Source organism: Neisseria sp. HMSC061H08, assembly GCF_001836795.1.
GTDB lineage: Bacteria > Pseudomonadota > Gammaproteobacteria > Burkholderiales > Neisseriaceae > Neisseria > Neisseria subflava_A.
In genome coordinates, this window is the sequence record NZ_KV830588.1 from 232,763 (window position 1) to 258,319 (window position 25,557).

A 25,557-nucleotide genomic window follows, 5' to 3' on the forward strand; every position below is an offset into this window, starting at 1 on the left:
GCCGTCTGAAACGTTCAGACGGCCTTTTTTGAGAAAATTCAAAGCAAAACCATGATTGATTTACACTGCCATTCAACCGTTTCAGACGGCATGTTGTCTCCAACCGAAGTTGTCCGACTCGCCCGTCAAAACGGTTGCACCCTGCTCGCCCTAACCGACCACGACCATACCGGCGGACTTGCCGAAGCACGTGCCGAAGCCGATACCCTCGGCCTCCCCTTCGTCAACGGCGTGGAAATATCCGTCACTTGGCGCGGCCGCACCATCCACGTTGTCGGCTTGGACTTTGACGAACACAACGAAGCCCTGCAAAACCTGCTTGCAGAAGTCCGCAAAGGCCGTCTGAAACGATTGGAAGCCATCGCGGCCAAGCTGGAGAAAAAAGGCATAACAGGCGCGTATGAAGGCGCACTCGCATTGGCTGCCAACAAAGAAATGGCCAGCCGCACCCACATTGCCGAATTCCTCATCCGCGAAGGCCATGTCAAAAACAAACAGCAGGCATTTACCAAATATCTGGGCGACGGCAGATCCTGTTCCGTCAGACATGAATGGGCCACATTGGAAGACTGCGTAGCCGCGATTACAGGCGCGGGCGGCATGGCCATTATCGCCCACCCGATGCGCTATGAATTATCCGCCACCGCCAAACGAAACCTGTTTCAAGAGTTTAAAAATCTCGGCGGCGCAGGAATTGAAGTGCACAGCGGTAACTGCTGTAAAAACGACCGCCTCAACTATGCCCTGCTTGCCGACCGTTTCGACTTTCTCGCCAGCGCAGGCAGTGACTTCCACCGCCCCAACGACTTCAGCGGCGGCATACTCGGCGCCTGCCCCGACTTACCCGAACAATGCCGTCCTGTCTGGAAACACTTTAAGGCCGTCTGAATTTTTCTAAATTTTCAAAACGAAAATACAGCCCCTAGTTTTTAAGCAACCTGTTTCCATTCAGCTAAAGTTCAATATTCTTAAAATCAGCGTTTCCATTATAAATCAGGCCGTCTGAAAAATACTTTCAGACGGCCTTTTCATTTTTATGCCTGTTTACCGCAAGTTAAAACGACCTCACCAGCGACAAACCGACTTCGTTTTGTTTGTAGCTGTACAACCAGTCGGTGTTGCCGTTGACGCGGCGGTATTTATAACTGAGGACGGGCTTGAGGCCGGCGAATTTCCAGCGGTCAGCGCCTATGCTGAGGCGGTAGGTTTGTTCTTTGTCGCGGCGGCGTTGTTCGAGGACGGCATTCTCTTCCCTATGGCTGCGGATACCGAAAGTCGCAGAAATTGAAGCATCGAAACCGGCCTCAAATATTTTTGCCGCACCCAACCGTGCAGAAATTTGGCGATAGCTGTCCACAGGATCTTTCGTTTTGCGTTGTTGCCAGTCTATGCCGCCGTAGAGCATGAGGTCATTGCGCGGAAAATAAGACAAGGTGTTGTAAACGGAGAGGAGGCTGCCGTCGAGCAAACGGGTTTTGTCGGAATAGGAGAGGTGTTTCCACTCGGCTTCGGTGTTCCACGTCCAGCTGCCTTTGTCGAGGTTCCACTCGCTGCGTACGCCGTAGGCGCGGTTGAGGGTTTTGCCGCCGCTGCCGTTCCATTCGACGAGCGGGGCGAGGGCAAAGGTGTGGCGGTGGTTTTCAAACTGGTAGCCTGCGCTGAAGTTGAGCGTGTGTTCGTTAAAGTCCCGATGATCGCGGTAGAAGCGGCCGTAGCCGAGCGCTCGGGCAGCGATGCCGTGGTGTCCTTTAATCTGCCAGCGGCGGACGGCGGCGGCTTCGTATTTGATGCCGTTGGCGGAAATGGGTTTGTCGCCGGAAAATTCTTCCCAGCATTCGCCGTCGATTTCGGTTTTACACCACACTTTGCCGCTGCCTTCATTGATGTTGCTGTTGTGGACGGCACCGACGGAAAGGCTGCCCTTCCAGCTTTGACGTTGGTTCAAAGCATCTTGGAAATGGGTGATGTTTTCTTTGACGGCTTCGGGCAAGTCTTCGTTTTGAAGGCGTGCAAATTCAGAAGAGGCTTCGCGGTTCAGACGGCCTTCAAAAAGCAGGCGTGCGTAATCAAGCCGTCCGCGTGTGAAGTCGGGGTGGCGTTGCAGCAGGGTTTCGTATTCTTGTTTGGCTGTTTTCCACTTACCTTCGCCTCGAGCCAATGAGGCGCGGGCAAACGAAGCGATATCGGGATCGTATTCTTTTTGCTGGGTATAACGCTCCAGCAGCGGGCGAACGGTTTGCCAATCGCTGTGGTTGACGGCGTTAAACAGGGCTTCGCCTTGGTCGGCTTCGGGATCTGTTTCAGCTGTCTGCCTGATATGCGGAGCAGAAATATCGAGATGATATTCGCGCACTTTTTGTTCCTGTTCCTGCATGGTTTGGCGGGTGCTCTGCCACAGGCGTTGCGCGGTACGGTCGTCTGAAAAGTCAGAACGTGGCGCGGCAAGGACGGGAGCAGAAAGAAGCAGAATCAGGCAGGCAGACGGTTTGTACATGGTGTCGGCTTTCCGGTCGCAAGTTTCAGACGACCTTGAGAGATTTGGAGGCAAGTGTTTAAAAAAGCCTGCAGATGGCAGGCTTTATTTTACTTAAAGACGGATTTTAGCGTTTTACGCCGCCGTATGCTGTATCCAAGTTGCGGTCGGTCTTAAATTTGGCAACACCAGCCAACGCGCTTGCACCGTTGCCGAAGAAGTGGCCTTCGGTTTTACCGAAGTGGCCGTTGGCGCGAGCGTAGCCTTCAAATGATGCGCTGGATGGCTTGATGCGGGAATGGATGTCCATCTGTACAGCGTTATTTTTCATAGAACCAGTCAAACCGCGTTGACCGAAGTCTGCGCGCAAAGTACCAACCATCGGGTTGTTGCCGGTGTAGTTGTTGATACCTTTAACTGCGTAGTTGGCTACACCGGATACAGGCATAGAGGTAGCGCGTTTGTCGCCGGAGTAGAAAACGCCGCGGTTGGTGCCTTTGGCGTATTCTTTGCCGACCCACTCGCCGTAGTATACTTCAGAGTCACCGCTCTTAATGGTGTTGAACGCATAGCGGCCGAGGTTTTGACGGGTATATGCGTCGTTAACCTGTACGGTTTTCACGCCATTGCGGTCTGCATTGCCAGGCATACGGTTTACGTTGGTGTAGTACACGCCTGAACGGTAAGCAGCGTGTTTCATCACTTTTTCGCCTTCAGCTTCAGATGCAGGCTTGCCCCATTTTTTGCCATATTTGTAGTTTTGGTAACCATAATCAAATGGGTTGTAGTAATTGTTGGCGGCAAATGCGCCTGCACTGAATACAACAGCCAAAACAGCAGCGGTGGTTTTTTGCAGATTCAGTTTCATTGAACACTCCTTGAGGTAAAACGATGGTGAGGGAAATTATGTTTCGTTGTGAGTAGAACATATCGTTATGTGAGGAGGTCTTTTTGTTCTGCAAAGCATTTTATAGGGGAAGTGTTAGCACAGAATTAGTAAATGTCCTAACAATCCCCTACAAAGCGAAATTCTTTATTTTTAATTCGATACAGCCTGTATTACCTACCCAACAATGGCAAAGAATATATTGAAACTGCCTGCCCGATACACCATAATGACCCTATAAATACCCAGAATAAAGGTTAACACCATGTGCCAACTGCTCGGCATGAATTGCAACACTCCCACAGACATCATGTTTTCTTTTGAAGGCTTCCGCCGCCGTGGTGGCATTACCGACCACCATGCCGATGGTTTCGGTATCGGCTTTTTTGAAGGCAAAGGCGTGCGCTTGTTTCACGATGACAAGCCCAGCGCCAACTCTCCCGTTGCCGACTTGGTACGCGCCTACCAAATCAAATCCGAAAACGTTATCGCCCATATCCGCAAGGCCTCACAAGGCCAGACCTCATTGGCGAACACTCATCCCTTTATGCGTGAGATGTGGGGCGAATATTGGCTGTTTGCACACAACGGCCATTTGATTGATTTTTTTCCCGAGCAGGGCGAGTACTACCATGCCGTCGGTTCAACCGATTCCGAACGCGCATTCTGCTTTATTCTCAACCGCCTGCGCAGTCGCTTTACCACCAAACCCGAACCTGAAGTTTTGTTTGATGCCATCGCCGGCCTGACCCATGAAATCCGCCGCTACGGCTTGTTCAACTTCGTCATGTCCAACGGCGACTGCCTGTTTGCCCATGCCAGCACCTTGCTGCACTACATCGTGCGCAAAGCCCCGTTTGGCAAAGCACGCCTGCTGGACGATGATGTCATGGTCGATTTTTCTGAAGTGACCACCCCGAACGATAAAGTTTCCGTCATCGCCACCCTGCCCCTGACGCGAGATGAAACCTGGTCGCAATTGGCAGTCAATGAATTGGTGATGTTTCAAGACGGCGACATTGTCCTCAGCGACCGCCCCGAAAATCCGGTTTATATGAGTGCGGAAGAAGGTTTGGAAATCGCCCGTGCCGTCGGCGTATCGGTTTAACGGTTGATTGGCTGAAAAACTCAAGGCCGTCTGAAAGGCTCAACTTCGCTCAAGTTGCCCTTTCAGACGGCCTTTTTATACTTAATCCATAGTCAAAGCCTTTACTATACGAAAATAACGCAATCCGCTACAATAATAGGTCACAAACAATAAATTCAATTGCTTAGCGACCTTGCCGAGCGTATGACAAGGAAACCCGATGAAGTGCCCGTTTTGCCAACACCCCAACACTCAAGTAACCGATTCGCGATGGTTGGAAGACACCAACAGCATCCGCCGTCGCCGCAAATGCTTGGAATGCGGACAACGCTTCAGCACTTTTGAAACCGTTGAAATGCGGATGCCGCAAGTCATCAAATCCAACGGCACACGGGTTCCCTTCAATGCGCACAAACTGCAGACCAGCCTTGAGCGCGCGCTGCACAAACGCCCTGTCACGCAAGAACAAATCGATGAAACTGTTGCCCTTATCGAGCAACGCCTCTACCGTTTGGGCAAAAAAGAAGTCGCTTCGCGCATCGTCGGCGAAATGGCGATGGAGGAGCTGGCAAAAATCGACCAAGTTGCCTATGTCCGCTTCGCGTCCGTCTATAAAAGCTTTAAAGACGTTTCCGAATTCACCCAAGTCATCGCCGAATGCAAAGCCAAATAAGGCCGTCTGAAACCATGTTTTCCGCACTTGATACCCAAATGATGCAAACCGCCCTCGAGCTGGCCAAGCTTGGGCGGTTTTCTACTTCCCCCAATCCCCGCGTAGGTTGCGTGATTGCACACGGCGCCCAAATCGTCGGACAAGGTTTCCACGTCAAAGCAGGTGAGCCGCACGCCGAAGTTCACGCATTGAGGCAGGCCCAAGCGGCGGCAAAAGGCGCAACAGCCTATGTCACGCTGGAACCTTGCAGTCATTACGGCCGCACGCCGCCATGCGCCGAAGCGCTGATTCATTCCGGCGTAGCACGCGTGGTCGCCGCCATGACCGACCCTAATCCATTGGTCGCAGGCAAAGGTTTGTCCATGCTGGAAGCCGCCGGAATCCGTACCGAAAGCGGTTTGCTGGAAGCGCAGGCGCGCGAGCTCAACCGCGGTTTCCTGTCGCGTATTGAGCGTAGTAAACCGTTTGTCCGCCTTAAATGCGCCACCAGTCTGGACGGCAAAACCGCCCTTTCAGACGGCCGCAGCTTTTGGATTACCGGCGAAGCGGCGCGCGAAGACGTACAAATTCTCCGTGCCGAAAGTTGCGCCGTTTTGAGCGGTATCGGTACCGTACTTGCCGACAACCCGAAACTCAACGTCCGCAGCTTCCCCACCCTGCGCCAGCCTGCGCGTATCGTCTTAGACAGCCGACTGCAAATTCCTTTGGACTGCCACCTCGTTACCGATACCAACAGCCCGACCGTTATCGTTACCCTTTCCTCAGACGAACAACGTTTGCAGGCTCTAAGCGCATTTGAACATATCCGCATCATCAGGCCGTCTGAACACATCAACGGCCGCATCAATCTTCTTTCCCTCATGCCGCAACTGGCAGAGCTTGGCTTTGGCGAAGTTCTGGTAGAAGCCGGCTCAACACTTGCTTCAGCCTTCCTGAAGGATGACTTGGTAGATGAAATCGTCCTCTACCAAGCGCCGAAACTGTTAGGCGCAGGCAAACCTCTTTTCTCCCTTCCTGAAAATCCGGCCGCCCTACTTTCAGACGGCCCCTGGCAAAGTCAATCGGTAGAAATCATCGGGCAGGACATTAAATGGGTCCTCCGGAAAAAATCCACCTAATTGCCCCAACTTAATAATTAAACCATTTCAATAGAATCCATCTATCATTTATGTAGCAATAAATGTGCTTTTTCGTCAATATATTACAATGACTATAACGTATTCCAATTTAAAACTTTGACTTGAGTTAACTATCCTCAAGCTGATTGTCTACAAATTTTCCTTTTTTTCATCACGAAATAATGAATTATTAAGATAAGTTAAGCCATGAAAATTTATTAAAAGTTTTTATTCTAGGAGGGTTTTAAACGGCATAAACGGTAGTTTAATTTCATGAACCATGCATTTGACAAAGAGATATTTAAAATTAAAACATTTAGTTGAGTGTAATTTCTAAAAATTCAATATTCAAAAATACCTTTTTCATACCTTACAGGCCGTCTAAACGACCGTTAAACTTTTTTGATTGAGACGAATCAGATAAGTGCTTATGATTTCGTCTAATAGAATTATAAGTATGGCTTTAAGGCTTCACACGATACGGCAGCCGGCTATGGCTATGCGGTTGCAGCAAACAACTCAGGCATCGGGAAAACACTCCCGATTTACTCATTCATTAAACGAAAGACATCATGAAAAACATTACGATACAAAAATTTGCCGATAAGACCGCAAAAATCGGCATCGTTGGCTTAGGCTACGTCGGTTTACCACTGATGTTGCGCTATGTGGATATCGGTTACCAAGTTTTGGGTTTCGACATTGACACCAACAAAGTCGACAAGCTCAACAAAGGCGAAAGCTACATTGAGCATATCCCTTCCGACAAAATTGCCGCTGCTTCCAACAGCCTGTTTGAAGCAACGACCGACTTCTCCCGCATTGGCGAAGTAGAAGCCGTCATTTTGTGCGTACCGACTCCGCTGAACAAATACCGCGAGCCGGACATGAGCTTTGTGATTGACACTACCGATGCGGTCAAACCTTACCTGCGCGCCGGTCAAGTGCTGTCTTTGGAATCTACTACCTACCCCGGCACTACCGAAGAAGAATTGCTGCCACGCATGGAAGAAGGCGGCTTGAAAGTCGGTCAAGACGTGTTCTTGGTTTACTCTCCCGAGCGTGAAGACCCGGGCAACCCTAACTTCGAAACCCGTACCATCCCCAAAGTCATCGGTGGCCATACCCCTGCTTGTTTGGAAGTCGGCCTGGCACTGTACCAACCTGCCATCGATAAAGTTGTTCCGGTAAGCTCCACCAAAGCGGCCGAACTGACCAAACTTTTGGAAAACATCCACCGCGCCGTAAATATCGGCCTGGTAAACGAGATGAAAATCGTTGCCGACAAAATGGGCATCGACATTCACGAAGTCATCAATGCCGCCGCAACCAAACCGTTCGGCTTCGTTGCTTATTACCCGGGCCCTGGCTTGGGCGGCCACTGTATCCCTATCGACCCGTTCTACCTGACTTGGAAAGCCCGCGAATACGGCGTAAATACCCGCTTCATCGAGCTGGCAGGCGAAGTGAACTCCCACATGCCCGACTACGTTATCGAAAAAGTCGGCCTGGCTTTGAACGACCACAACCGTTCCATCAAAGACAGCAAAATCTTGGTATTGGGTATCGCCTACAAGAAAAACGTGGACGATATGCGTGAAAGCCCGTCTGTGGAAGTGATGGACCGCCTGCACAAACTGGGCGCAGTGGTTTCCTACTCCGACCCGCACGTTCCAGAGTTCCCACACATCCCAGGCCACCACTACTTTGACTTGAAGAGTGAAGCGCTGACCCCTGAAACTGTCGCCCAATACGACTGCGTGGTTCTAACCACCGATCACGACAAATTCGACTATGACATGATTACCGAACATGCCAAACTGATTGTCGATACGCGCGGCAAATTCCCAGTGAAAAATCCTAAAGTCATCAAAGCATAATCTTGCTTCAGACGCATCCGGCTGCCTCCGGTTTCCCCGACCAGGACGGCGGCCGGTTTCCCAAGGCCATTTGTTTTTTCAGACGGCCTTGGGAAACCGGCAACGGTAACAACGCATCTCTTACGAAAAACGCTCAGCTCGAACTTCCGGCCGTCTGAAAACAAATAATATGAACGCGAAAAAAATCCTCGGCTACGCATTGGGCCCGATAGGAAGCGCCGCTTTCGGCCTGCTTTCCCTGCCGCTCATCTCATGGTACTTCCCTGCGGAAGACATCGGCCGTATCGTACTCTTGCAGACCATTGCCGGACTGAGCATCCTGTTGCTGGGCCTGGGGCTGGACCAATCCTATATTCGCGACTATTACGCCGTTAAAGACAAGGCCGCGCTGTTCAAATCCGTTTTTTTATCGCCATTGATTCTGACGGTGGCGGTTGTGGTTTTAGTGTTGCTGATAAACGCATCATGGCCGTCTGAAATCATTTTCGACATCCCCAGTGCGAATTTGGGGATTCTCTTCCTGATTTTCTTAGCCACCACGCTGATTATCCGTTTTTTAGCCTTGATTTTGCGGATGAAAGAGCAAGCACTGGCTTTTTCCGTCAGCCAGCTTGCGCCGAAATTCTTGATTTTGGTGTTGGTTTTTGCCGTGATTGCTTCCGGCTTACCTACCAATACTACTTCGCTGGTTTTTACCTACACCGCCGCCCAAGTGCTGACCGTTGTGCTGTTGATATATCAGCTGCGCCAAGACTTGCAAGCCGTTTCCCATGCAAAATGGTCGTCCGAGCTGCATCGGGACGGCCTGCTCTACGGCCTGCCGCTGGCATTCGGCAACTTGGCCTATTGGGGTCTGACTTCGATTGACCGTTTTGTCCTCAAAAACATCTCAGGCTTGGATGAGTTGGGTATTTATTCGATGGCGGTCAGCTTTGGTGCCGTCGCCCTGATTTTCCAAAGCGTGTTCTCCACCATTTGGGCGCCTTTGGTGTTCAAATGGGTAGAAGAAAAAACCAATCTGGACAAAATCGGCAATATCACGCTTTCCATGACCGTCCTCATCAGCGCAATGATTTGCCTTATCGGAATTTTCTCGCCGATGGTGACCTGGATACTGCCGGAAAAATACACGCAGGTTCAATTTATCCTGCTCTCGTGTATGCTCTTCCCCCTGTTTTACACGCTGACCGAAGTCAGCGGCATCGGTTTGAACGTCGTCCGCTCGACTTGGCTGATTACCGTCATCAACATCGTTGCCTTTCTCGCCAATACCGCCCTACTCTATCTGTTGGTACCAAAATTTGGTGCAAAAGGTGCGGCTATGGCCAGCGCAACGGCTTTTTGGCTGTTTTTCATCTTGAAAACCGAATTCTCTTCACGCCTGTGGCAGCCTCTGCCGCGCCTGAAGATTTATACCAACTCAACGCTCTGCCTGATAATCTGCCTTACCTACACTTGGCTTGGTACGCGCGACAACTACATTTGGTTTGCGCTGGCATGGGCAGTCGGACTGGGTTTCCTGTTCCTAAAATACAAACACGCACTATTTGCCGCAACCGAAAAAATCAAAGCCAAATTAAACCGTTCGGCAAAATAGCCAACTTAAGATTCATGTCTCTACGATAACAACAGCACGACTATGAAAATAAAACGTCTGAACTTATACACTTATATCCTATACATCATGTTTACAGCTTATATGCTGGGGCCTGCGCTGTCTTTTAAAATCGGCGTACCGCGCATCGATAATCCTTTATCGTTGTTGTTTGTATTGATTGGCCTTGCCGTATTCTTTTTGGAGGGCAAGCATATTCCACGCAAAATTTTTGTCATGCTCTGCGCCCTGGCTGCCATGTGTATTTGGCCGGCCATCCACATGGGCATTACATCGCTGATACCGACTCAATATATGGACATCTTGTTTTTTATGGCGGTGCCGGTTTTTTTCTACTTGTTTTACCAAGTGCTTATGCGCGCTGAAGATCCATTGGGCGTTATTCAGAAGTTTTTATTGGTCTTTGCCCTTTATGTTGCCGTTCCACCATTTGTGGAATTGATTACCGGCATTCAGTTTGTCAGTGCCAGTGATGAACTGGCCATTAAAGAAGGTTCGCTCAAAGGGCTGTTTTTCAACCCCAACAACCTTGCTGCCACTGCCGTTTGCCTCGCACCCGCCATCCTATTTTTCTTTCAACTGCAAGGACGCAAACACAAAGAGAAACTACTGGGCTGGGGATTATATTTACTACTAGGTATGGCCATTTTTGTTTGCGTATCACGCACAGCTATTGCCTGCTACCTTTTGATTTCACTCATTTATATAGCTTATCGTAAAAATGGTTTTATTACCGTTATTGCCACAGGACTGCTCGCGTTAACATTATCGATGATTCCATCCCGTGTCATCGCGGAATTTTTGCTGTCACTTAACGGCAACCCTTTTCTTGAACGTTTTTCCAGCCGCGTGTACCTTTTTCTATTCGATTTAGACAGCGACAACTCTGTGTCCTACCGTCAGGAGATTTACAACTATTTTTGGAATAATCCGCCCCTGTTGCTAACCGGCTACGGACCAAAAAATTTTCGCGACTATTTTGGCGGCCACTTGAGTAACAGCCTGGGTTTTGAAAATCCGCACAGTTTCATCATCGAACTGTATTTGGGTTTCGGCATAATTTCCCTGCTCGGTTTTATTGCATTTGTAGCGTTTTATTTCCTCTACACTACCTCAAGCCGTGCACTAACCAACAAATCACGCGTACTGGCTTGGGTAACTTTGGGCATTTTCTTGTTGGCAGGTTTTATTCCGTCCACCATTTTGCGTATGCCCTTCATCTGGCTACCCTGCCTGCTGATTTACATTTACAGCGCATTTGTCGCATCCAAATTACAAAATCAGGCCGCTTACACATATAGCTATACCCCATCTAAAACAAAGGGAATATCATGAAAATCATCCTGACTACCTCCATGTCTGGCCTCGGGGGCACTGAAAACGCCACTTTCCGCCTCGGCCGCCTGCTCAAACAACGCGGACACGATATCGTATTGGCCTCTTCAGACGGCCCTTTGATTCAGGAAGCGCAAGCATTGGGCATCCGTTGGCAGCCGATTGATTTTTACCAAGGCGGTCTTTGGGGTTACGTCAAAGGCATGTTTGCCTATATGAAACTGCTGAAAAAAGAGAAGCCCGATGTGATTCACTGCCAAATGGCGCGTATCGTTCCGGCCTGCGCCATTGCGGCCAAGTTTGCCTCGCCGAAAACCAAAGTGTTCTACCACGCGCGCGGCCTTGATCCGGAAACTTATCCGAAAATTGCCAAGCTTTTCGACAAGCTGGGCGTGTACATCATCGGCAACTGCAAACACGAACGTGAAAAACTCATCCGCTACGGTTTCCCTGCCAACCGCATCACCTACACCTACAATGCCCTGCACAAAGCAGATTTCATTCCTGAAAAAACAGCCAAAGACTATGTCCAACTGGGCACGCTTTCCCGTTTGGACACCGTCCGCGCCGTGCATCTGATGTTGGATATTTTGAAGAAAATGGTTGACCGCAGTATGCCTGTACGCCTCAACGTTGCAGGTATCGGCGAAGAAATGGACAACCTCAAAGCCCAAGCCAAACGTTTAGGCATTGAAGACAAAGTCACCTTCCTCGGCGGCGTCCGCGACTTGACCGGCTACTTCAAAGAAGTCGATATTTTGGTGAACACACCGCATTGCGTGGGCGACCACGGCGCAGGTGTCGGCAACAATATTTTGGAAGCCGGTCTTTACGACACGCCTGTCGTGACCTACAACATGGCGGGCATTTCGGAAATGGTCATTACCGGCCAAACCGGCTACTGCATTCCTTTCGGCGACGACGAAGCATTTATCGAAGCCGTCGATACACTCATCAAGCATCCAGAGTTGCGCAGTCAAATGGGTAAAGCCCTGCACAAACACGTCGAAACCTTATGCTCCGACGACGAAATCTACCGCACCACCATGGCTGCGTACGAAATGTAAGGCCGTCTGAAACATGAACATTACCATCGTCGCCCCTTATTGCTCACTGCCTTCCGAGCCGCATTTCAACCGCTTCTGGTATCTTGCCGAGCTGTTGTCGCAGTCGCATGACGTGTTACTGATTACCAGCAACTTCAAGCACTATAACAAATCTTTCAGACGGCCCGAAGATGCCGAGGCCGCCTCACAAGGCCGTCTGAAAGTCATGCTGTTGGAAGAAAGTGGATACAGCAAAAACGTGTCTTTAGGACGCTTGGCCAGCCATCACCACTTCGTCAAACATTTTGAACAATGGTTGGAAAACTGCCGTCCGGGCGAACAAGACGTCGTCTTTTCTGCCTATCCGCTGATTGCCACCAACCTGCTGTTGGGCAAACACAAAGCGCGTTTGGGCTACAAACTGATTGTCGATGTGCAGGACGTATGGCCGGAGTCTTTCTCCTCAGTCGTACCGTTTTTGAAAAAAGTACCGCACAACCTGCTGCCCTTTGCTTCACGCGCCAACCAAGCCTACCGCTACGCCGACGCGCTGGTTGCCGTATCGCAGACTTATCTCGACCGCGCCAAAGAAGCCAATCCGAACGTACCCGGCGAAGTCGTCTATATCGGTGCCGACTTTCCGAAACTCGATGCCGCGCCTGCCAAAGATTTTGGTGACGACAAAACCCGCTTTTTCTACTTGGGCACGCTCAGTTACAGCTATGACGTGGAAACCGTGTGCAAAGGCGTTCTCAAGCTGTTGGACGCCGGCGAAAACGTCGAGTTGCACATCATGGGCGGCGGCCCTGATTTGGACAGGCTCAAACAATACGCCTGCGACGACATCAAGTTTTACGGCTACATTCCCTATGCAGAAATGATGTCGGTTGCCAAGGGCTGCGACATTGCCATCAACGCCATCCAGTCCTATTCAATGGCATCGATTACCAACAAACTCTCCGACTATATGGCTTTGCAAAAACCGATTCTGAACAGCCAGGTCAACAACGAAGTTGCCGAAGTCCTTACCCTGCTGCCGCATGCGAACTACCGTTCCGGCGATGTGGACGGTTTCGTTCAAGCCGCCAAAGATATTTTGAAGCGCAAAAGCGATCCTGTTCAGTCCGAAGAAATCGTCCGCCGTTTCAAGCGCGACGTTGCCTATCAAAAAATCGTCAACCTGATTGAAAGATTAGCTCATGAATAAATTTTTCAAACGCCTGTTTGACATTGTTGCCTCCGCTTCAGGACTGATTATCCTGTCGCCTGTGTTTTTGATTTTGGTGTACCTCATCCGCAAAAACCTAGGCTCGCCCGTGTTCTTCATCCAAGAGCGGCCGGGCAAAGATGGCAAGCCGTTTAAAATGATTAAATTCCGCTCCATGCGCGATGCACTCGATAAAGACGGCAACCCACTACCGGACAGCGAACGCCTGACCGATTTCGGCAAAAAATTACGTGCCACCAGTTTGGACGAACTTCCTGAATTATGGAATGTCTTAAAAGGTGAGATGAGTCTAGTTGGCCCTCGTCCGCTGCTGATGCACTACCTGCCGTTGTACAACGACTTTCAAAACCGCCGCCACGAAATGAAACCAGGCGTGACCGGTTGGGCTCAAGTCAATGGCCGCAACGCCATTTCATGGGATGAAAAATTCGCCCATGATGTTTGGTACATCGACAACTTTAGCTTTTGGCTGGATATAAAAATTTTGTTCCTGACAGTTAAAAAAGTCTTCGTCAAAGAAGGCATCTCAGCCGAAGGAGAAGCCACAATGCCTTATTTCACGGGTAACAAAACTGATGAAAAAAAATAATATACTGATTCTGTCGGCAGGTCGCCGTGTCGAATTGGTGCAGGACTTTCAAACCGAAGCCGCACGTTTTTCAGACGGCATCGGCGTTTTTGCCACTGACCTCAACCCCCACATGTCTTCTGCCTGCCATGTTGCCGACCGCGCTTTCAGCGTGCCGCGTATCGATGCAGCCGAATACATTGACAGCATTTTCGAGCTGGCCAAACAACACGACATCGGTCTGATTGTGCCAACCATCGATACCGAGCTGCTCAAACTGGCCGAAGCACGTGACCGTTTTGAAGCTGAAGGAATACATATTGTCATTTCCGATGCAAAGTTGATTACCCTGTGCCGTGACAAGCACTTGACCTCAGGCCTGTTTGCACAATACAGCATCCGTTCCCCTGAAATTTACGAACGGGACCACCTGGTTTTCCCATGTTTTACTAAGCCTTATGACGGCAGCCGCGCCATCGGTGCGAAAAAAATCAACACACTGGCTGATTTGACTGTCGACATTACCGAAGACCCGAAAATGATGTTCACCCAATACATCGATATTGAGAATACTTTTTCCGAATTTACCGTCGATATGTATTACGACCGTCAAGGCCGTCTGAAATGCGCCATTCCTCGCGAACGTTTGGAAGTGCGCACCGGCGAAGTCAGCAAAGGCGCAACCCGACGCAATGCCCTGTATAAAGAGCTGGTTGAAAAAATGGCCGTATTGGAAGGCGCACGCGGTTGCATTACCGCGCAATTCTTCGTCAGCAAAACCGACAGCACGACCTACGGTGTGGAAATCAACCCTCGTTTCGGCGGTGGTTTCCCGCTGACTTACGCCGCAGGCGGCAACTATCCGGGCTGGCTGATTCAAGAATACATCGGCGGCCAAGACATCCCTTTCTCCGACGACTGGGAAAACAATTTAATCATGCTTCGTTATGATGCTAAGATTTTGGTAAGAGAACATGATTAAACCGGAAGAATCCGTCATCGTCTTCGATCTTGACGATACGCTTTACTCTGAGTACGACTACAAATGCTCGGGAATACAGGCAGTTGTAGGGACAATTACGTCGCTTTACCCACAATACGATGCCGACGTACTAAATGAAATTGCAGACAATAAAAGTAAAGACTGGCTCGACAATTTGTGTCATCATTGCAAATTAAACGAACTAGAGAAACAATCACTTTTGTGGCAATATCGCCTACACAGGCCTGTTATCCGACCCTATGTCGAACCGTCTTTTTTACGGAAGCTGATGCGCCCTTTTGCCGCACGCGCCCTGATTACAGACGGCCGCAGTCTGACACAGCGTTTGAAAATACAGGCCTTGGGTTTGACCGATTTGTTTGACGACATTTTGATTTCGGAAGCCATGCAATCGGAAAAACCCGACGATAAGCGTTTTGTCTTCCTGCAAAACAAATATCCGGCTGCAAAACGTTTCATCTACATCGGCGACAACATCAAAAAAGATTTTGTCGCACCCAACAAATTGGGTTGGCTCTCCATAGGCATCATGCCTAAGCCGCACAATATTCATCAAGCCGAGCCCGAGCAATACGGTCGTGAATACCAGCCCACCCTTTGGATAAACACCCTGGAAGAATTGACTACACTGACAACTTCCGCCACCGAAAAAGCAAATGCATAAGGGACATTTCTCCATGAAAATCTTATTTATGGGTCGTAAACAGGTTTCCGCCAACCTGCTTCGTTTTTTGACCAAACAAGACCATATCGAAATCGTCGGTGTCTTGACCGACAGCCATCTGCAAGGCTCGCCGACCACGGCTGCCGCACAGGAATTGGGCTTGCCCCTGTACACCTTCGATACGGCTTTGGAAGCAATGCGAGAAGGCCGTCTGAAATACGATTTGGGCTTGTCTGTCCTTTACTGGCGCAAGCTGCGTGATGAATTCCTGAGCATTCCGACTTTAGGCACGATCAACTTCCACCCTGCGCTGTTGCCCGAATACAAAGGTACTGGCGGCTACAATCTGGCCATCATGGACGAGTTGAACGAATGGGGCAATACCGCCCACTACGTCGATGCTTCCATCGATACCGGCGAAATCATCGAGGTGGACCGCTTCCCTATTGACGCTGAAACAGAAACCGCCCAATCGCTCGAACGCAAAACCATGCAGGCATTGGAAGATTTCGCACGACGCATCATCACCCGCGCCATCGAGTCGAAAACCAAATTGCCGACCACGCCAAACATCGGTGGCCGCTACGTCAGCCGTGACGAAATGGAAGCCATGAAGCAAATCCGCGACGGCGACAATATCGAGAAGAAAATCCGCGCCTTCTGGTTCCCTCCTTACGACGGCGCATACGTCGAAATCAACGGTCAGAAATACACCCTGATCAACCGCCAACTGCTGGAAGAAATCGCCCCCAAAGGCTCAACCAGTCTTTTTGCAGGAAAAACAAATGCTTAATATATCACTCTCCCCATGGCCAAGCTTTACTCAAGAAGAAGCCGATGCTGTTTCCAAAGTCCTGCTGTCCAACAAAGTCAACTACTGGACAGGTACGGAATGTCGCGAATTTGAAAAAGAATTTGCTGCTTTTGTCGGCACGCAATACGCCGTCGCCCTTTCCAACGGTACGTTGGCTTTGGACGTAGCCCTCAAAGCAATGGGCATCGGCCAAGGCGATGATGTGATTGTCACTTCGCGCACTTTCTTGGCTTCAGCGTCCTGCATCGTGACCGCCGGCGCAAATCCGGTGTTCGCCGATGTCGATTTGAACAGCCAAAACATCAGCGCCGAAACCATCAAAGCCGCTTTGACGCCAAACACCAAAGCCATCATCGTGGTTCACCTTGCCGGTATGCCTGCCGAAATGGACAACATCATGGCTTTGGCTAAAGAACATAACTTGTGGGTTATCGAAGACTGCGCCCAAGCGCACGGTGCGAAATACAAAGGCAAATCCGTCGGCTCCATCGGCCATGTCGGCGCTTGGTCGTTCTGCCAAGACAAAATCATGACCACCGGTGGCGAAGGCGGCATGGTAACCACCAACGACAAAGAGCTGTGGAGCAAAATGTGGTCGTACAAAGACCACGGCAAAAGTTACGATGCCGTGTACCACCGCGAACACGCACCCGGTTTCCGCTGGCTGCACGAAAGCTTCGGTACCAACTGGCGCATGTTGGAAATGCAGGCTGTCATCGGCCGCATCCAGCTCAAACGCATGCCCGAATGGACGGCGCGCCGCCAAGAAAACGCCGCCAAACTGGCAGAAAGTTTGGGCAAATTCGCCAGCATCCGTTTGGTCGAAGTGGCCGATTACATCGAACACGCGCAATACAAGTTCTACGTTTTCGTCAAACCCGAACACCTGAAAGACGGCTGGACGCGCGACCGCATCGTCAATGAACTGAACGCGCGCAAAGTCCCATGCTATCAAGGCAGCTGCTCCGAAGTGTATTTGGAAAAAGCCTTCGACAACACACCTTGGCGTCCGAAAGAGCGTTTGAAAAACGCTGTCGAGTTGGGCGACACCAGCCTGATGTTCTTGGTGCACCCAACCCTGACCGATGAAGAAATTGCGTTCTGCAAAGAAAACATCGAAGCCGTATTGACTGAAGCCACGGCATAATCATTTTCAGACGGCCTGAAACTTCAGGCCGTCTGAAAAAATAAAACAGCCTGCTTCAAACAATCCGTACCAAGCCACATTACAACACTCAGACACAAGAAATATAAAATGAACTTGGAAACCCTGCTGGCTCTGCCGCGCAACCTTAAAAAAACCTTCTTCGTCATCCACGATATCTTGATGATATTCGTGGCGTTTTGGTTTGCCCAAAGCCTCAAAGTGCAATATTCCGACGAATGGTTGAGTATCGCCAACTGGCTGGCTTTCGGCAGCACCGCTGTGCTGACCATCATCCTTTTCATCCGTATCGGCCTCTATCGCGCCGTCACGCGCTTCGTCAGCATCCGCGTCCTGACCGCCGCCGCATTCGGCAGCATCATTTCAGCAGTCTTGTTCTGCCTGACCACCCTGATTTTTGAACAAAAACTACACCTTGCCCTGCCCATCGTCTATTTCTTGGTCTTGGTGGTCGGCGTCACCAGCTCGCGCATGATCCTGCGTGCGATTCTGACCGACCATCACCGCAAACAGATGACCCCTGTCATCATCTACGGCGCAGGCCAATCCGGCCGCCAGTTGTTGGAAGCCATCAAACAGGTTAACGAATACTCGGCCATTGCCTTTGTCGATGACAACCCGAAAATCCAACGCACCGTCATCTATGACCTTGCCGTCTACAACCCCAACGAAATCCCGATGCTGATCAGCCGCTACGGCGTCCGCAAAATTCTGCTGGCGATTCCAAGTTCTACGCCTGAAGAACGCAAAGACATTATCCGCCGCCTCGAAGCATACAAATGCGAAGTCCTGACCATTCCGGGCATGAAGGATTTGGTGGACGGCAAAATCAACGTCAGCTCATTGAAAAAAATCTCTGTGGTCGATTTGCTCGGCCGCGCCCCTGTGGCACCGCGCCCTGAATTGATGAGTGCTGACATCAGCGACAAAGTCGTGATGGTGACCGGCGCAGGCGGTTCTATCGGCTCCGAACTTTGCCGTCAGATTCTCAACTGCCGTCCGAGCAAACTGCTGTTATTTGAATTGTCCGAATTTGCCCTGTACAGCATAGACAAAGAATTGCGCGAAACCCAAGCAGCGCAAGGCAGCCAAGTCGAAGTCGTACCGCTTTTGGGTTCGGTTCAAAACAAAGAACGCCTTAGCAGCATCATGAAGGCCTATCACGTCGACACCGTCTATCATGCCGCAGCCTATAAACACGTCCCTATGGTCGAGTTCAACACCATCGAAGGCATTCAAAACAACGTGTTCGGCACACTCTGCTGCGCACAGGCCGCCGTAGATGCAGGTGTTTCCACCTTTGTTTTGATTTCCACCGACAAAGCCGTCCGTCCGACCAACACCATGGGTGCCAGCAAACGCATGGCCGAACTCTGCCTGCAAGCCCTTGCCGCCGAGCCGGAACAAAAAACACGCTTCTGCATGGTACGTTTCGGCAATGTATTGGGTTCGTCCGGTTCCGTTGTCCCCGTATTTGAAAAACAAATTGCCGAAGGCGGCCCGATTACCCTGACCCACCAAGACATTACCCGCTACTTCATGACCATTCCCGAAGCGGCGCAACTGGTTATCCAAGCCGGCGCAATGGGTAAAGGCGGCGATGTATTCGTCCTCGACATGGGCGAATCCGTCAAAATCATCGACCTTGCCCGCCAAATGATTGTCCTCAGCGGCCTCAAAGTAAAAGACGAGCAACACCCCCACGGCGACATCGAAATCAAGATTACCGGCCTGCGCCCGGGCGAGAAACTTTATGAAGAACTGCTCATCGGCGACGAGGTACAAAAAACCACTCATCCCCGTATTATGACCGCCAGTGAAGTAATGCTTCCATGGACGCAATTATCTGACATACTGTCGGAACTCCATACTGCCTGCCTAAAAAGCGACCAAGACAGCCTGCGCCAGCTTCTGCTGCGTGCACCGACAGGCTTTGTACCCAAAGACGGTATCTGCGACTTGGTTTGGCAACAAGACAATAAGGCCGTCTGAACATTTTCAGACGGCCCGGACAACATCCCGCAAGGACTACTACATGAAAAAAACGCTCTCCCTGCTTACTCTATTCGCACTGACTGCCTGTAACAGCACGACAGTCATTCCTGGTTCAACCATCAAAACCAGAACCAAAACCATTGTTTACACCGATACCGACACCGCAGCCGACACCAACCTCGACAGCCGCGTTGCCGTTTACCCCATCACGCCCAACCTGATTGAAAAAATGCGCAAGCCGCCTGTACTTTCCCAAAACAACCAAGGTTTGGAGCAAAGAAAAAGTGCTTACCGCTACCGCATCGGCAGCGGCGACGTCCTCAATATCATGGTTTGGGCGCACTCCGACCTCAACTCCCCTATCCAGCAAAGCAACCCGCAAACCAACCAAGTCAGCCGTGGTGCCTGGGTAGATGAGGGCGGCTACATCACTTACCCATTGGCAGGCAAAATTCAAGCCAAAGGCAAAACTTTGGACGAATTGCAAAACACCCTAACCAGCCTTCTGAAACGCTACATTAAAAATCCTCAAGTAGCGATCAACGTTACCGAATTCCGTTCGCAACGTATTTCAGTATCCGGTGCCATCAACCAAGCAGGTCAGCTGCCGATTACCAATATCCCGATGACCATTTTGGATGCCATCAACCAAGCAGGCGGCGTCACCCAAAGTGCCGACACCCAACACATCAAATGGACGCACAACGGCGTCGACCGCACCCTCTCCCTGCAAGACATGCTGCAATACGGCGATATGTCGCAAAACCATCTTCTCAGCCATGGCGACATCGTTTACGTTCCTAACAGCAGCAACAACAAAATCTACATCATGGGTGAAGTCGGCAAACAAGCCACTCTGCCGATCGGCAATCACGGCCTCAACCTGACCCAAGCGCTCGGCGAAGTCGGCGGCATGAACCAAAACTATGCTGATGCAACCGGCGTATTCGTGATCCGCCGCGCACCAGAAGATGCGGCCAAACCTATCCACATCTATCAGCTCAACCTGAAAGATGCGACTTCTTATGCACTGGGCAGCGAATTCAAACTGCGTTCGGAAGATACCGTTTACGTTACCGCCGCCCCGGTTACCCGTTGGAACCGCGTAATGTCACAAATTACCAACTCCATCAGCAACGTCAACACCCTCGACAATACATTTAAATAAACAGTGGTTCCTGCTGTCAGACCCTCGTTTGACAGCAGGATACAAAATTACGCACAATCCAAACCAATTACATAAACGGCATACAAAAGCCGTACACACCACACAAACGGAAAAGCAGTATCTTATAGTCTGACTCACGCTTTTTTCAGACCATAAACCGAAAACAATATCATGTACCACAACATACTCATCGTCTGCCTAGGCAACATCTGCCGCTCCCCTACAGCAGAGCGGATCATGCAGAAAAAACTACCCGGCCATCAAATCAGCAGCGCCGGCATAAAAGCACTGGCAGGGAAGGATGCCGATTTCCAAGCCATTAAAACCGCACTCAAACACGGCGTTATCGTTGCAGGCCATACGGCACGCCAGCTGACCGCCCAAATGTGCGAGCAGGCCGATTTGATTCTTGTGATGGAGCCCAGTCAAATCGATATGGTGGCCGACATCCATTCGCCGGCACGCAGCAAAACCATGCTGTTTGCCCAATGGTTACCTAAAAAAACCGTACCTGACCCATACAAACAAAGCAGCGAAATGTTTGAAGCCGTTTTTGAACAGCTCAATGCTGCCGCAGACACTTGGAAAACCAAACTAAACGGAAAAACTCAACCGGTATAAAACCGGCATGAACAAGAAAGCAAGCAATGAAAAAAACGACCTACATACCTTACAGCGCAGACAACGACGACATCGACTTCGGCCAACAGCTGCGCGTAATTTGGACAAATAAATACAAAATCCTCGCTGCCCTGCTTGCAGGCGGCGTTCTTGGCGCAGCCTTCAGCCTGGCATCCACTCCGCAATACCGTGCCGATGCCATGCTGGAAATTGAAACGCGACAAAACCAAATCCTGACCGAAATCAACAGCATCTTCAACAACCAAACCACGCCGTCTGAAGCAGAAGTCGAGCTGGTTCAATCACGCCTGGTGCTGGGTAAAACCGTCGATGACCTTCAGCTTGACCAAGAAGTCAAAGCCAAATACACACCCGTTATCGGCAGCCTGATGCACAACATCAGCGGCGACCCCGATCCTAAATTGACCGTCGGCAGCTTTACCGTACAAGACGAATGGTTCAACAAAACCTTCACGCTGACCACCAAAAGCAACAAGGCCTATACCCTTACCCTGCCTGACAAACGCGTCGTCGAAGGCAAGGTCGGCGTGCCTCTGAAAATCAACAATCACACCACCCTCAAAATCGATCAAATACTGGCCAATCCGGGTCAAGAATTTGCGTTGACCAAGTTCTCCCGCATCAGCGCCATCGAAAACATCCAAAACAAACTGGCTGTTATCAGCAAAGGTAAAACCAGCCCCATCATCAACCTTGCCTTTACCGGCACCGACCCTAAGCGTACCAGCGTCATCCTCAACAGCATTGCCGACAACTACGTTGCGCAAAACCGTGAACGCGACGTTCAAGTTGCATCCAGCGGTTTGGCTTTCATCAGCGAAGAATTGCCACGCTTGAAAGAAACCTTGCAAGACGCTGAAAACAAACTCAATGCCTACCGCCAACAATCAGGCTCTCTCGACATTCCGCTCGAGTCCAAAGGCGCATTGGAAAGCCTGACCGGCATCGAAACCCAAATTACCCTGCTCAAAACCGAAGAAGCAGGTTTGGCCGAGCTGTACACACCGGAACACCCTTCCTATAAAGCCGTATTGGACAAACTTGCCGTTCTCGAGCGCGCTAAAAACAAAATCAACCAACAAATTGCCGAGTTGCCGAATACCCAACAAGAAGTTATCCGCCTGACCCGCGACGTAGAAACCAACCAGGCTACCTACGTCCAACTGTTGAGCAAACAACAAGAACTCAACATCATGAAAGCCAGTGCGCAAGGTAATGTACGCATCGTCGATTATGCCTATGTTCCTGAAAACCCCGTTGCCCCGCGCAAAGCCGTCATCACACTCCTGAGCGCACTTGCCGCAGGTTCATTGACTGCTTTGTGGCTCATGATCGGCAACCGCATGAAAAACGGCATTACTTCATCTGCAGAAATCGAAAACCTCAATTTGGAAGTCGTCGCTCTTGTTCCGCACTCCAAAACCCAGCAAAAACGCGACTTCTTCAAAAGCAAATTCAAGAAAACCGGCGGCCGTTCCAACTATCTGTTGGCCAGCGAAGACCGAGCCGATACTGCCGTCGAAGCCATCCGCGCCCTGCGCACCAATATCTACTTCTCCATGCTGGACGCGCCTAACAACGTCCTCATGATTACCGGTGCCGCGCCTGAAGCAGGTAAATCCTTTATCTCCGCAAACCTCGCCACCGTAATGGCGCAGTCAGGCAAACGCGTTCTGCTTATCGATACCGATATGCGCAAAGGCTACCTCGACCGACTCTTCGGCCTTACCCCCGAGTTCGGCTTGTCTGATATCCTCAACGGCAAAGCCGCTCCGGCCAAAGCCGTACAAGAAACCGGCATTGAAAACCTCCACCTCATCAGCAGCGGCAGCTATCCTAGCAATCCGTCCGAGCTTTTGATGGACAACCGTTTCAACGAGTTGCTCGCCAACGCCGGCCAACGCTACGATTACGTTGTACTGGATACGCCGCCCGTATTGGCCGTGACCGACGCCGTCATCATCGGCCAACATGCAGGCACCGTCCTGATGATCAGCCGTTATGCGCACACGCGTGTACGAGAGCTTGAGGCCAGCGTCGAACGCCTCAAACAAAACCACATCAATATCAAAGGTGTCGTCCTCAACGGCATGAAGCGCGAAGCCAACAACAGCTACGACTACTACGCCTACGATGCCTACCATTCCGGTAACAATAAATCATAAACCGAAGCAGGCCGTCTGAACTTTCAGACGGCCTAAGGCTTTTTAAACGGCACAAAAAATTTTTCACAAACGCCGCCCTTGCACCCCAAAGCCGTTTGTTTTAAAGTAAGCCCCGTTCCCATATGGAAGAGAAACATGAAAATTACCGTCATCGGCGCAGGTTCGTGGGGTACAGCTCTCGCGTTGCACTTTGCGCACCACAACAATGAAGTTGCCCTTTGGACACGCAATCCCGACCAAATCCGCACCCTGCAAGCAGAACGCCAAAACAAACGCGGCCTGCCCGGCTTCCCTTTCCCTGAGTCCCTGACCGCTCATGCCGATTTGGGCGAAGCGCTGAAAGACAGCCAACTTGCCCTGATCGTCACCTCCGTAGCCGGACTCAGAAGCAGCGCCGAGCTGCTCAAACAGCATAACGCCGCCGATATTCCCGTTCTCGCCGCCTGCAAAGGTTTTGAACAAGATACCGGCCTTCTGACTTTCCAAGTACTGAAAGAAGTCCTGCCTAACAATAAAAAAATCGGCGTTCTCTCAGGTCCGAGCTTTGCCCAAGAACTTGCAGCCCAACTACCTTGCGCCGTCGTGCTTGCTTCCGAAAACAAAGACTGGGTGGAGGAAACCACTGCCCAACTGAACACCAACGTGATGCGTCTGTACGGCAGCACCGACGTCATCGGCGTCGCTGTGGGCGGTGCCGTTAAAAACGTCATGGCGATTGCCACCGGCCTTTCAGACGGCCTCGAATACGGCCTCAATGCACGCGCAGCCTTAGTAACACGCGGCCTTGCCGAAATCACCCGCCTTGCCATCGCCATGGGCGCGCAACCCAAAACCATGATGGGCTTGGCAGGCATCGGCGACCTTATCCTGACCTGTACCGGCGCACTCTCGCGCAACCGCCGCGTCGGCCTCGGCCTCGCAGAGGGTAAAGAGTTGCATCAAGTGCTTGTCGAAATCGGCCACGTTTCCGAAGGCGTCAGCACCATTGAAGAAGTCTTCAATACCGCCGCCAAATACCAAATCGATATGCCCATCACTCAAACCCTGCTGCAACTCATCCGCAAAGAAATGACCCCGCAGCAAGTCGTTGAACGACTGATGGAACGAAGCGCGCGCTTCGAATAAACTGTCGCGCCGTCTGCCATTCAGACGGCCTGACGCACAATATGACGGCCATAAGGCCGTCTGAAGGGAAACACATGAACCAATCACTGAACAATCTGGAAATCAACGTTTACCAACTTGTCCAAAAATTTGAAACACTGGTTTCAGAAAACCGCCGCCTCAACGAAGAAATCGACAGACTCAAACTCGAGCAAGAGCAACAAAAACGCCAACACGACGCAGCTATTGACGAACTCAGCGAAGCCTTGCTGGTTCAAGTCGGCAAACTCAAAGAAGACCTGCAAAGCAAAATTGACAACCTGACTGCCGAAAAAGAAAACTACCGCAACGCGCTGGCCCAAAGTGCAGACCAAATCCGCAGCCTCATTGCCCGATTGCCCCAAGAAACACAACAATAAAAGGACGCCCCGTGAGTATCGAACAAGTCAATCTCGACATCATGAATGTCAACTTCACCATCAACACGCCGAGTGAAGAAAAAGCCACCCTCCTGCAAGCCGTTGAAATGCTAAACAAAAAAAGCGATGCGATTAAAGAAAGCGGCCGCATCGTCGGCACGGACAAAATCGTCGTCATGGCAGCCCTCAACGTTGTACACGACCTCTTGAAAGCTACCCTCAACGACGATTTGGCAATCGGTGAATTTGAGCGTAGAATAACCGACATGAACAACGCGTGCCAAAAAGCACTGGCGCGCTTGGAGTAAAACTGATTTTCCCCTTTTCCCTGCGGTGTTCGCGAAGGCATACATTCCTTTGAACCAATACGTTCGCTTTAGGTTGCCGGGAGCTGTAGTGGGCGCGAGCGTCCGTTTATCGGACGCACCCGAAACTACCCGAGGTGACCGCCTTGTCAGCAAGGTTCAAGCGGATTCAGCCTAAACGGCACTCGTGGGGATTCCCTAAAA

Annotated in this window: 23 protein-coding genes and 1 other RNA gene; 22 read left to right on the top strand and 2 right to left on the bottom strand. The window is 50.7% G+C overall.

The features are described 5' to 3' along the window. Window positions 1-51: 51 nt before the first annotated feature. The gene (locus tag HMPREF2675_RS10125) at window positions 52-888 is read left to right on the top strand and encodes a PHP domain-containing protein (protein ID WP_070814974.1); all 837 of its coding nucleotides are present in this window, start codon (window positions 52-54) and stop codon (window positions 886-888) included. Between the two features lie 166 nt (window positions 889-1,054). On the opposite strand, the gene HMPREF2675_RS10130 is transcribed toward HMPREF2675_RS10125, so the two are convergent. Together HMPREF2675_RS10130 and HMPREF2675_RS10135 are read right to left on the bottom strand one after the other, a co-directional pair. Further along, window positions 1,055-2,494, bottom strand: coding sequence for a porin family protein (locus tag HMPREF2675_RS10130; protein ID WP_070814975.1), 1,440 nt, complete (start codon window positions 2,492-2,494; stop codon window positions 1,055-1,057). A gap of 106 nt (window positions 2,495-2,600) precedes the next feature. Continuing rightward, window positions 2,601-3,341 (bottom strand): Slam-dependent surface lipoprotein, encoded by a 741-nt coding sequence (locus HMPREF2675_RS10135; protein ID WP_070814976.1) that lies wholly within the window; start codon window positions 3,339-3,341, stop codon window positions 2,601-2,603. 283 nt (window positions 3,342-3,624) lie between these two features. On the opposite strand from HMPREF2675_RS10135, the gene HMPREF2675_RS10140 reads away from it, so the two are divergent. The 21 genes from HMPREF2675_RS10140 (at window position 3,625) to ssrS (ending at window position 25,551) form a co-directional block, all read left to right on the top strand. Next, the gene (locus HMPREF2675_RS10140) at window positions 3,625-4,467 is read left to right on the top strand and encodes a class II glutamine amidotransferase (RefSeq protein ID WP_070814977.1); all 843 of its coding nucleotides are present in this window, start codon (window positions 3,625-3,627) and stop codon (window positions 4,465-4,467) included. A 199-nt stretch (window positions 4,468-4,666) separates the two neighbouring features. Continuing rightward, a complete protein-coding gene (nrdR, locus tag HMPREF2675_RS10145) occupies window positions 4,667-5,119 on the top strand; it encodes a transcriptional regulator NrdR (RefSeq protein WP_070607152.1) in 453 nt (150 codons plus the stop codon). Window positions 5,120-5,133: 14 nt separating this feature from the next. Next, entirely contained in the window at window positions 5,134-6,237 is a 1,104-nt protein-coding gene (gene ribD, locus HMPREF2675_RS10150) for a bifunctional diaminohydroxyphosphoribosylaminopyrimidine deaminase/5-amino-6-(5-phosphoribosylamino)uracil reductase RibD (protein ID WP_070814978.1), read from the top strand. Window positions 6,238-6,809: 572 nt separating this feature from the next. Next, window positions 6,810-8,117: a nucleotide sugar dehydrogenase gene (locus HMPREF2675_RS10155; RefSeq protein WP_004520865.1), complete on the top strand. Its 1,308-nt coding sequence runs from the start codon at window positions 6,810-6,812 to the stop codon at window positions 8,115-8,117. Between the two features lie 169 nt (window positions 8,118-8,286). Next, entirely contained in the window at window positions 8,287-9,714 is a 1,428-nt protein-coding gene (locus tag HMPREF2675_RS10160) for an oligosaccharide flippase family protein (protein ID WP_070814979.1), read from the top strand. A gap of 42 nt (window positions 9,715-9,756) precedes the next feature. Then, window positions 9,757-11,067, top strand: a complete 1,311-nt coding sequence (locus HMPREF2675_RS10165) for an O-antigen ligase family protein (RefSeq protein WP_070814980.1) — start codon at window positions 9,757-9,759, stop codon at window positions 11,065-11,067. Next, window positions 11,064-12,134 (top strand): glycosyltransferase family 4 protein, encoded by a 1,071-nt coding sequence (locus HMPREF2675_RS10170; protein ID WP_070814981.1) that lies wholly within the window; start codon window positions 11,064-11,066, stop codon window positions 12,132-12,134. The genes HMPREF2675_RS10165 and HMPREF2675_RS10170 overlap by 4 nt, the downstream gene beginning before the upstream one ends. Before the next feature lie 13 nt (window positions 12,135-12,147). Continuing rightward, window positions 12,148-13,320, top strand: a complete 1,173-nt coding sequence (locus tag HMPREF2675_RS10175) for a glycosyltransferase (protein ID WP_070814982.1) — start codon at window positions 12,148-12,150, stop codon at window positions 13,318-13,320. Beyond that, window positions 13,313-13,930 (top strand): sugar transferase, encoded by a 618-nt coding sequence (locus tag HMPREF2675_RS10180; protein WP_070814983.1) that lies wholly within the window; start codon window positions 13,313-13,315, stop codon window positions 13,928-13,930. The genes HMPREF2675_RS10175 and HMPREF2675_RS10180 overlap by 8 nt, the downstream gene beginning before the upstream one ends. Further along, window positions 13,917-14,891, top strand: coding sequence for an ATP-grasp domain-containing protein (locus HMPREF2675_RS10185; RefSeq protein WP_070814984.1), 975 nt, complete (start codon window positions 13,917-13,919; stop codon window positions 14,889-14,891). The genes HMPREF2675_RS10180 and HMPREF2675_RS10185 overlap by 14 nt, the downstream gene beginning before the upstream one ends. Beyond that, window positions 14,884-15,576 carry an HAD family hydrolase gene (locus HMPREF2675_RS10190; RefSeq protein ID WP_070814985.1) on the top strand — a complete coding sequence of 231 codons (693 nt, stop codon included), beginning with the start codon at window positions 14,884-14,886 and terminating at the stop codon, window positions 15,574-15,576. The genes HMPREF2675_RS10185 and HMPREF2675_RS10190 overlap by 8 nt, the downstream gene beginning before the upstream one ends. 13 nt (window positions 15,577-15,589) lie before the next feature. Further along, window positions 15,590-16,369, top strand: a complete 780-nt coding sequence (locus tag HMPREF2675_RS10195) for a methionyl-tRNA formyltransferase (RefSeq protein ID WP_070814986.1) — start codon at window positions 15,590-15,592, stop codon at window positions 16,367-16,369. Continuing rightward, window positions 16,362-17,537 (top strand): DegT/DnrJ/EryC1/StrS family aminotransferase, encoded by a 1,176-nt coding sequence (locus HMPREF2675_RS10200; RefSeq protein ID WP_070814987.1) that lies wholly within the window; start codon window positions 16,362-16,364, stop codon window positions 17,535-17,537. Before HMPREF2675_RS10195 ends, HMPREF2675_RS10200 begins: the two co-directional genes overlap by 8 nt. A 108-nt stretch (window positions 17,538-17,645) precedes the next feature. Beyond that, the gene (locus HMPREF2675_RS10205; RefSeq protein ID WP_070814988.1) at window positions 17,646-19,547 is read left to right on the top strand and encodes a polysaccharide biosynthesis protein; all 1,902 of its coding nucleotides are present in this window, start codon (window positions 17,646-17,648) and stop codon (window positions 19,545-19,547) included. Between the two features lie 43 nt (window positions 19,548-19,590). Further along, window positions 19,591-20,718, top strand: coding sequence for a polysaccharide export protein (locus HMPREF2675_RS10210; protein WP_070814989.1), 1,128 nt, complete (start codon window positions 19,591-19,593; stop codon window positions 20,716-20,718). Between the two features lie 171 nt (window positions 20,719-20,889). Then, the gene (locus HMPREF2675_RS10215; RefSeq protein WP_070584690.1) at window positions 20,890-21,339 is read left to right on the top strand and encodes a low molecular weight protein-tyrosine-phosphatase; all 450 of its coding nucleotides are present in this window, start codon (window positions 20,890-20,892) and stop codon (window positions 21,337-21,339) included. Window positions 21,340-21,365: 26 nt separating this feature from the next. After that, a complete protein-coding gene (locus HMPREF2675_RS10220) occupies window positions 21,366-23,525 on the top strand; it encodes a polysaccharide biosynthesis tyrosine autokinase (RefSeq protein ID WP_070814990.1) in 2,160 nt (719 codons plus the stop codon). A gap of 135 nt (window positions 23,526-23,660) precedes the next feature. Beyond that, the gene (locus HMPREF2675_RS10225) at window positions 23,661-24,650 is read left to right on the top strand and encodes an NAD(P)H-dependent glycerol-3-phosphate dehydrogenase (RefSeq protein ID WP_070584687.1); all 990 of its coding nucleotides are present in this window, start codon (window positions 23,661-23,663) and stop codon (window positions 24,648-24,650) included. A 74-nt stretch (window positions 24,651-24,724) separates the two neighbouring features. Next, window positions 24,725-25,048 (top strand): hypothetical protein, encoded by a 324-nt coding sequence (locus HMPREF2675_RS10230; RefSeq protein WP_036494022.1) that lies wholly within the window; start codon window positions 24,725-24,727, stop codon window positions 25,046-25,048. Window positions 25,049-25,059: 11 nt separating this feature from the next. Further along, on the top strand, window positions 25,060-25,356 hold the full coding sequence (gene zapA, locus HMPREF2675_RS10235; protein WP_070460483.1) for a cell division protein ZapA: 297 nt from the start codon (window positions 25,060-25,062) through the stop codon (window positions 25,354-25,356). A gap of 14 nt (window positions 25,357-25,370) precedes the next feature. Beyond that, a non-coding RNA gene (gene ssrS / locus HMPREF2675_RS10240) (6S RNA) lies at window positions 25,371-25,551 on the top strand. The last annotated feature ends 6 nt before the right edge of the window (window positions 25,552-25,557 follow it).